We start from the raw sequence: 8,775 nt of genomic DNA on the forward strand, positions 1-8,775 counted from the left end.
ACGGCGTCGGGGTCCTCGGGGAGCGCCGGGACGAGCACTTCCTTGGGCACGGAGTCGCCCGACTCCTCCCCGTAGAGCTGCTGGAGCGCGTGCTCCACCAGCCCCGCCGTGTCGACGGCCTCGACCTTGTCGGTGACCCAGCCGCGCTGGCCCCGGACCCGTCCGCCGCGGACGTGGAAGATCTGGACAGCCGCTTCCAGCTCGTCCTCGGCGACGGCGATCAGGTCCGCGTCGGTGGCGTCGGCGAGGACCACGGCGCTCTTCTCCATGGCCCGCTTCAGCGCTCCCGCGTCGTCACGCAGCCGGGCCGCCCGCTCGTACTCCATCTCCTCGGCCGCCTGCATCATGTCCTTCTCCAGGCGGCGGATGTACGTCCCGGTCCGGCCTGCCATGAAGTCGCAGAACTCCTCGGCCAGGTCCCGGTGTTCCTCGGGGGTGACCCGTCCGACGCACGGGGCGGAGCACTTCCCGATGTAGCCGAGGAGACAGGGCCGGCCGGTCCGTTCGGCGTTCTTGAAGACGCCCGCGGAGCAGGTGCGCACGGGGAAGACACGGAGCATCAGGTCCACGGTCTCGCGGATCGCCCAGGCGTGGCCGTACGGACCGAAGTAGCGCACGCCCTTCTTCTTGGCGCCGCGCATGACCTGGACGCGCGGGAACTCCTCGTTGAGCGTGACCGCCAGATAGGGGTAGCTCTTGTCGTCGCGGTACTTGACGTTGAACCGGGGGTCGAACTCCTTGATCCAGGAGTACTCCAGCTGGAGCGCCTCGACCTCGGTGGAGACCACGGTCCACTCCACGGAGGCAGCCGTGGTGACCATCGTGCGGGTGCGGGGGTGCAGACCGGCCAGGTCCTGGAAGTAGTTGGCCAGACGCTGGCGCAGGTTCTTGGCCTTCCCGACGTAGATCACCCGGCGGTGCTCGTCGCGGAACTTGTAGACCCCCGGGGAGTCGGGGATCTGTCCCGGCTTGGGGCGGTAGCTGGAGGGGTCTGCCATGTCTCACACCCTACTGGCGGGCAGTGACAGAGCGGCATTTCCAGGAGCCCGGAGGCTCGCGACGAGCTGCCGGGGCGGTCAGGCCCCGGGTCCCGCGACGAGCTTTCCGCCCTCGAGCTTCACGGGGACGGAGGGCAGCGGCACCGTGGCCGGCCCCTGCAGCGCCTTGCCCGTGGTCATGTCGAAGCGGCTGCCGTGGCACGGGCAGTTGCCCTCGTTGCCCTCGACCTTGTCCAGGAGGCAGCCCGCGTGGGTGCACTGCGCGCTGAATGCCTTGTACTGGCCGGCGGCGGGACAGCTCACGACGACCCGCTGCTCCCGGTAGAGCTTGGCGCCGCCGACCGGGACCTCGTCCGCCGAGCCGAGCTCCACGGGTGCGGTGGGCGTGGGCGTCTGCGCGTGGCCGAGCTTCGAGTCGGTCGAACAGGCGGCCGCCCCCAGCCCGGCGGCACCGGCGAGCGCGGCGCCCTTCAGTACGGTACGGCGGGCGGCGGGCAGACCGGACATGCGCTCTCCACAGGTCGGGGGGACAGAGAGCCGCCGTCACCGTCCGGGGCACCGGGTGCCACGGAATCCGGGCACGGGCCGCGTCTGAAGGCATGGGCGACAGACCCGACGATACCGACAGAGAACGCCGGCCTTTCGCCCGGCCCCCGGAGAGGGGACACGGCCGGCCGTCGACGGGGCGGCCCCCTGTGCGGGGTCCGCCCCGTCGACGCCGGCGTCAGGCCTTCCGCGCGCGGGCGGCCTTCTTCGGCGCGGGCTGCTCGGCCTTCCCTGTCGCCTTGGCCGTGGCCGTCCTGCGGGGCGTGGTCGCCTTTGCCGCGACGGCCTTCTTCGCGGGGGCCTTACGGGCCTTGCGCGCGGCGGGCACTGCGGCCTCACCGATCCGGTCCGCGCCCAGGACGTCCTGGAGGAACTTCCCGGTGTGGCTTGCCGGCACCGAGGCGACCTGCTCCGGAGTGCCCTCTGCGACGACCAGACCGCCGCCGTTGCCGCCCTCGGGGCCCATGTCGACGACCCAGTCGGCGGTCTTGATCACATCGAGGTTGTGCTCGATGACGATCACCGTGTTGCCCTTGTCGACGAGGCCCGACAGCACCGAGATGAGCTTGCTGATGTCCTCGAAGTGCAGACCGGTCGTCGGCTCGTCCAGGACGTAGACCGTGCGGCCGGTGGAGCGCTTCTGCAGCTCGCTCGCCAGCTTCACCCGCTGCGCCTCACCGCCGGAGAGGGTCGGCGCGGACTGGCCGAGCCTGACGTATCCGAGTCCGACCTCGTTGAGGGTGCGCAGGTGGCGGGCGATCGTCGGGACGGCCTCGAAGAACTCAAGGCCCTCCTCGATCGGCATGTCCAGCACCTCGGCGATGGACTTGCCCTTGTAGTGGACCTCCAGCGTCTCCCGGTTGTAGCGCGCGCCGTGGCAGACCTCGCACGGGACGTACACGTCGGGCAGGAAGTTCATCTCGATCTTGATCGTGCCGTCGCCGGAGCAGTTCTCGCAGCGGCCGCCCTTGACGTTGAAGGAGAAGCGGCCCGGCAGATAGCCGCGCACCTTCGCCTCCATCGTCTCGGCGAACAGCCTGCGGACATGGTCGAAGACTCCGGTGTACGTCGCCGGGTTGGACCGGGGTGTGCGTCCGATCGGCGACTGGTCGACGTGGACGACCTTGTCGACGAGGTCGTCGCCGTCGACCCGGGTGTGCCGCCCGGGCACCGACTTGGCGCCGTTGAGCTCGCGCGCCAGGTGTGTGTACAGGATGTCGTTGACCAGGGTCGACTTGCCCGATCCGGAGACTCCGGTGACAGCCGTGAGCACACCGAGCGGGAAGGACACGTCGATGTCCTGGAGGTTGTTCTCGCGGGCGCCGTGCACCGTCAGACGGCGGCCGGGGTCCACGGGGCGCCGCAGGTCCGGCATCTCGATCGCCCTCTTGCCCGAGAGGTACTGACCTGTGATCGACTCCTTGTTGGCCAGCAGCTGCTTCAGCGAGCCGGAGTGGACGACCTTGCCGCCGTGCTCGCCGGCCCCGGGGCCGATGTCCACGACCCAGTCGGCGACCTTGATGGTGTCCTCGTCGTGCTCGACGACGATGAGCGTGTTGCCCATGTCCCGGAGCCTGACCAGGGTCTCGATCAGCCGGTGGTTGTCGCGCTGGTGCAGACCGATGGACGGCTCGTCCAGCACGTACAGCACACCGACGAGCCCGGAACCGATCTGGGTGGCGAGCCGGATGCGCTGGGCCTCACCGCCGGAGAGGGTCCCCGCGGCACGGTTGAGCGAGAGGTAGTCGAGGCCCACGTCGACGAGGAACTTCAGCCGCTCGTTGACCTCCTTGAGGACCCGCTCGGCGATCTTCTTGTCCCGTGCGTTCAGCTTGAGGCGGCCGAGGAATTCGGCGCACTCGCTGATCGACATCGCGGCGACCTCGGCGATGGACTTCTCCATCACCGTCACCGCGAGGACCAGCGGCTTGAGCCGGGTTCCCTCACAGGTCGGGCACGCTACCTCGCGCATGTAGCCCTCGAAGCGCTCCCTGCTGGAGTCGCTCTCGGCCTCCGAGTGACGCCGCTTGACGTACTGGACGGCACCCTCGAAACGGGGTGTGGTGTAGGCGCGCTCGCGCCCGTACCTGTTGCGGTAGCGGACCTCGGTCTGGATCTTGTGGCCGTGGAGCAGCGCCTTCTTGGCGCGCTGGGGCAGCCCGGCCCAGGGGATGTCCGTACGGAATCCCAGTGCCTCGGCCAGCGCCGTGATCTGACGGCCGAAGTACTCCTTGGTGTGGCCGTGCGACCAGGGGTGGATCGCTCCCTCGTCCAGGGACTTGTCCTCGTCCGGGACGATCAGCTCCGGGTCCACCTCCATCCGCGTGCCGATGCCCGTGCAGTCGGGACAGGCGCCGAAAGGAGAGTTGAAGGAGAAGGAGCGGGGCTCCAGCTCCTCGAAGGAGAGGTCGTCGTACGGGCAGTAGAGGTGCTCGGAGTACATCCGCTCACGCTCGGGGTCGTCCGCCTCGAGGTCGACGAAGTCGAGCACGACCATGCCGCCGGAGAGACCGAGCGCCGTCTCGACGGAGTCGGTCAGCCGGCGCTTGGCGCTGTCCTTCACGGTGAGGCGGTCGATGACCACCTCGATGGTGTGCTTCTCCTGCTTCTTCAGCTTCGGCGGCTCGGACAGCTGGATGGTCTCGCCGTCGACCCGGGCCCTGCTGTAGCCCTTGGTCTGGAGATCACCGAAGAGGTCGACGAACTCTCCCTTGCGCTCGCGCACCAGCGGGGACAGGACCTGGAAGCGGCTGCCTTCGGGCAGGCCGAGCACCTTGTCCACGATGGCCTGCGGCGACTGGCGCGCGATGGGCCTCCCGCACTCGGGACAGTGCGGCTTGCCGATCCTGGCGAACAGCAGCCGGAGATAGTCGTAGACCTCGGTGATGGTGCCGACCGTCGAGCGCGGGTTGCGCGAGGTCGACTTCTGGTCGATGGAGACGGCGGGCGAGAGGCCTTCGATGAAGTCCACGTCCGGCTTGTCCATCTGGCCGAGGAACTGGCGGGCGTACGAGGAGAGCGACTCCACGTAGCGCCGCTGCCCCTCGGCGAAGATCGTGTCGAACGCGAGCGAGGACTTGCCCGATCCGGAGAGCCCGGTGAAGACGATGAGGGAGTCACGGGGGAGATCGAGCGAGACGTTCTTCAGGTTGTGCTCGCGCGCGCCACGGACGATGAGACGGTCGGCCACGCCGGTCCGCACCTTTCTGGAGAGAAGTGGGGGAACTGGGCCCCGTCCCAGCCTATGGGGGGCGCCTCAGCGGTGTACGAAGCTTTCGACTCCGAGCGTATAGCACGCGCATTCGATTTACGGTCGGCAGGAGACTCCGTCACCCGAATGAGTGGGGGGACTACGCTCGGCCCATGACTGATCATGTGCACGACCTGGAAGCCGTCCGTGAAGCGACCGATCGACTGCTCGGCGCCGCGGGCAAGCTGGACGACGGCTCCGTTGCCGAGCCGTCGCGTCTGCCGGGCTGGAGCCGCGGCCATGTTCTTGCCCACCTGTCACGTAACGCCGACGCCCTCATAAATGTTCTCCAGGGGCGCCCGATGTACGCGAGCAGCGAAACCCGGGACGCCGACATCGAACGCGACGCACCCCGGCCCCTGGTCGAGCACCTCGCCGACCTGCGCGGGAGCGGAGCGGCCCTCCTGACCGCGGCCGCGGCACCGGCAGACTGGTCACGCACGGTCACGATGCGCAACGGTGTGACGGACTCGGCATCCCGCATCCCCTTCCGCCGCTGGGCCGAGGTCGAGCTGCACCACGTCGACCTGGGGGTGGGGTACGAGCTGGAGGATCTTCCGGAGGAGTTCGTGACCCGGGAGAACGACTTCCTGGCCGAGCGCTTCGCCGGGCATCCCGATGTCGTCCCCACCACGGCGGTCACCCCCGACGGCAGGCTCTGGACCACGGGTGGCGGGGCCGACGGCACTCCGGTCACCGTCAGGGGCACGGCCCCCGACATCCTCGGCTGGCTCTGCGGACGCCGTGACGGCTCCGCGCTCGCCGTGGAAGGCGGCAGCCTTCCCGCGCTGCCGCCGCTATAAGCTGCGTCACATGACGTACAGCGGAACGGTCAAGGTCGGCGGACCTGCGGACGTGCACGAGCTGACGGATCTGATGATCTCCAAGGTCGCCGTCGGCCCGATGAACAACAACGCGTATCTGCTGCGCTGCCGGGCCACCGGCGAGCAGCTGCTGATCGATGCGGCCGCCGAGGCGGCAACCCTGCTGCGACTGATCGGCGAGGACGGCATCGCGTCCGTCGTCACGACGCACCGGCACGGTGACCACTGGCAGGCGCTCGGCGAGGTGGTGGCGGCCACCGGAGCGCGGACGTACGCCGGGAGGTACGACGCCGAGGGCATCCCGGTGCCGACCGACGAACCCGTCGAGGACGGCGCCACGATCCGGGTGGGCCGGGTACGGCTGACCGCCAGGCATCTGACCGGCCACACCCCGGGGTCCATCGCACTGGTCTACGACGACCCGCACGGGGCCCCGCACGTGTTCACCGGGGACTGCCTCTTCCCCGGCGGCGTGGGCAATACGCATAAGGACCCGGAGGCGTTCGCGAGCCTGCTCCACGACGTGGAGACCAAGCTCTTCGACCGCCTGCCGGACGAGACGTGGGTCTATCCCGGCCACGGTCACGACACCACGCTCGGCGCCGAGCGCCCGCAGCTGCCGAAGTGGCGCGAGCGCGGCTGGTGAACCGGTGAACGCCCGACGGCCGGGTGCCCTCACGGGGCCCCGGCCGTCGTCGTGTCCGTGCGGCGCTACTTCTCCGCGCCGACGTTCTCGCTGTCGTCCTTCCGCTCTTCGCCCTCCACGCCCTTCTCCGCCGCTTCCTGCTTCTTGTTGGCGATGAGGCTGGTGATCGTGGTGATCACGAGGACACCGCAGATGAAGGCGAGGGAGAACGGGATGGAGATCTCCGGGACGTGCACCCCGGACTCGTGCAGGGCGTGCAGCACCAGCTTGACGCCGATGAAGCCGAGGATCACCGACAGCCCGTAGCTGAGGTGGACCAGCTTCTTCAGCAGACCGCCGATGAGGAAGTACAGCTGACGCAGACCCATCAGGGCGAAGGCGTTGGCGGTGAAGACGATGTACGGGTCCTGGGTCAGGCCGAAGATCGCCGGGATGGAGTCCAGCGCGAACAGCACATCGGTGGTGCCGATGGCGAGCATGACCACCATGAGCGGGGTCAGGACGCGCTTGCCGTTGCTCTGGATGAAGAGCTTGGTCCCGTGGTACCTGTCGGCGACACCGAAGCGGTGCTCGATCGACTTCAGGAGTCGGTTCTCCTCGAACTCCTCCTCGTCCTCGTCGGCCCGCGCCTCCTGGATCAGCTTCCAGGCGGTGTAGATCAGGAACGCGCCGAAGATGTAGAAGATCCACGAGAAGTTGGCGATGACCGCGGCACCGGCCGCGATGAAGATCGCACGCAGCACCAGGGCGATCAGCACACCGATAAGCAGCACCCGCTGCTGGAGGTGGGAGGGCACCGAGAACTTCGCCATGATCAGGACGAAGACGAAGAGGTTGTCGACACTGAGCGACTTCTCGGTGATGAAGCCGGCGAAGAACTCGCCGGAGGCCTGGCTCTCCCCGAAGACCAGCAGTCCTAGTCCGAAGAGTACGGCCAGGGCGATCCAGACGATGGTCCAGATTCCGGCTTCCTTGGTCGACACGTCATGAGGCTTGCGCCCGATGAAGAAGTCGACGGCGATGAGGGCGCACAGACCAAAGATGGTCAGCGCCCAGAGGGTCCATGAAACGTCCACTGCGCCTCCGGCAGTTCGCTACGGCTATAGATCAGCGTCGTCGCTGCCGGAGGTCTCTTCCACCCGGGAGCGCGGGATGCGCGCCGGGCCGGCGCCCCGGGACCGGTCACAGTCCGTACTGACGGGAACGCCGCGATCGGGAGTACTCCCCTCCGCACCAAGAACAGTACATGAAGCACCAAGAAACAGTAAAGTCCGTACCAAGGCGCACCCAAAACGCCAGGTCAGAGACCTCGTGGAGGTTTCTGACCTGGCGTCACCACACTCAGCGGTAGCCCGCGCGCCGCGCCGCGGCCACCAGGGCGAGCACCTGCTCCAGGACGCGGCTGCCTTGGGGCGCCATCGACGGCTCGTACGTCCACGCGTGGCCCACCCAGGGGTCGGCGAGGTGGTCGTCGGCCACGGGCGTGATCCGCAGCAGGGACCGCCACAACGGGTCGAGCACCGGGCCGTAGGCGCGGGCGTCCTCGCGGTCGGCCACCATCAGCAGGTGCACGCCCACCGAGGGGCCCTCGTCGGCCAGATAGCGCAAGTGGGTGACGGCCCTGTCGTCGAAGCCGTGCGGGAAGTCGTTGACGATCAGCAGATGCTCCCCCGTGTCGAGGTCCGGGGGCAGCGCGTCCGCGGCACCGGCCCTGAGCGCCATCTGCAGGAGATCGACGCGCCGGGTGAGGTGGGCGAGGACCGAGGACACCCCCTCCGCCCCGGCGGCGGGCGGCCCTGCGAGGACGCCGGAGCCGGACAGGGGTGCGAGGGAGCCGGCCGCGGAACCGGCCGGGTCGATGACGTGCACGGAGAACTCGTCCGTCGGGTAGACGGCGAGCAGCCTCGCCGCCAGCGCGACGGCCGTCTCCATGGCCGGCCTTCGCAACTGGTCCCCGGTGGTCGCCGCGGCCGCCTCGGAGGCCGTGCGTCCGCTGTCGACCCAGATGCCGCGCTCCAGGGGAAGCCGCACCAGCAGAGGGATACGCAGGTCCGTGACCTCGGGCAGGCGGAGGTCACCGATGCGCAGGGCCATCGGGATCTCCATCGGGACGCGGTAGCCGTGCCAGACGGGGTTGTCCCAGCCCGCGTACGCGGCGGGGAGCGCAGGCTCGACGACAGCGGACTCGGCGGTGAGCTGGGCGAGATCACGGTCGAGCGCCTCGCGTGCCCGGCCGGTGAGTTCGTCGCGTTTGGCCCGGGCCTGCGCGCGTGCGCGGTCGCCCGCCCCGCCGATGCGGCTGCGCGGATCGGAGAGGGCCCGGTCGAGTTCCTGGTCCATCCGGGACTCGGCGAAGTCGACGGCGCTGCGGTAGGCGGCGACCGCACGTGCGAGGTCCTCGAACATGCCCCAGATCTGGTTGTAGAGGCGCTCGTCCATGGACCAGCCGGTGGCATCGCCGGCGACGGGCAGCGCGGGCTGCCCGGGGGCTGCGGGCGGGGCCGTCGGAGG

6 protein-coding genes and 1 pseudogene are annotated in these 8,775 nt (G+C 69.2%); 2 read left to right on the plus strand and 5 right to left on the minus strand.

Features of this window, described 5'->3' with window-relative positions:
* From uvrC to uvrA, 3 genes are all read right to left on the minus strand, one after another.
* The coding region (uvrC, locus tag BFF76_RS28680) for an excinuclease ABC subunit UvrC (RefSeq protein ID WP_065849385.1) at nt 1-998 on the minus strand (998 nt) is incomplete at its 3' end.
* Between the two features lie 78 nt (nt 999-1,076).
* Entirely contained in the window at nt 1,077-1,505 is a 429-nt protein-coding gene (locus tag BFF76_RS28685) for a Rieske (2Fe-2S) protein (protein WP_031094487.1), read from the minus strand.
* 217 nt (nt 1,506-1,722) lie between these two features.
* On the minus strand, nt 1,723-4,734 hold the full coding sequence (gene uvrA / locus BFF76_RS28690; protein ID WP_065849386.1) for an excinuclease ABC subunit UvrA: 3,012 nt from the start codon (nt 4,732-4,734) through the stop codon (nt 1,723-1,725).
* Nucleotides 4,735-4,907: 173 nt separating this feature from the next.
* Here uvrA and BFF76_RS28695 point away from each other — a divergent pair, with 173 nt between their 5' ends.
* Nucleotides 4,908-5,597, plus strand: coding sequence for a maleylpyruvate isomerase family mycothiol-dependent enzyme (locus tag BFF76_RS28695; protein ID WP_065849387.1), 690 nt, complete (start codon nt 4,908-4,910; stop codon nt 5,595-5,597).
* Nucleotides 5,598-5,607: 10 nt separating this feature from the next.
* Complete coding sequence (locus tag BFF76_RS28700; protein ID WP_065849388.1) at nt 5,608-6,264, plus strand: MBL fold metallo-hydrolase; 657 nt, start codon at nt 5,608-5,610, stop codon at nt 6,262-6,264.
* Nucleotides 6,265-6,329: 65 nt separating this feature from the next.
* Here BFF76_RS28700 and BFF76_RS28705 read toward each other — a convergent pair whose 3' ends face one another.
* Together BFF76_RS28705 and BFF76_RS28710 are read right to left on the minus strand one after the other, a co-directional pair.
* Nucleotides 6,330-7,340: a TerC family protein gene (locus BFF76_RS28705; RefSeq protein WP_031094477.1), complete on the minus strand. Its 1,011-nt coding sequence runs from the start codon at nt 7,338-7,340 to the stop codon at nt 6,330-6,332.
* Nucleotides 7,341-7,605: 265 nt separating this feature from the next.
* Nucleotides 7,606-8,775 (minus strand): annotated as a pseudogene (locus BFF76_RS28710) (TerD family protein); the annotation flags it as partial.

It is taken from the genome of Streptomyces mutomycini (assembly GCF_001700505.1).
In the GTDB taxonomy this organism is placed as follows: domain Bacteria; phylum Actinomycetota; class Actinomycetes; order Streptomycetales; family Streptomycetaceae; genus Streptomyces; species Streptomyces mutomycini.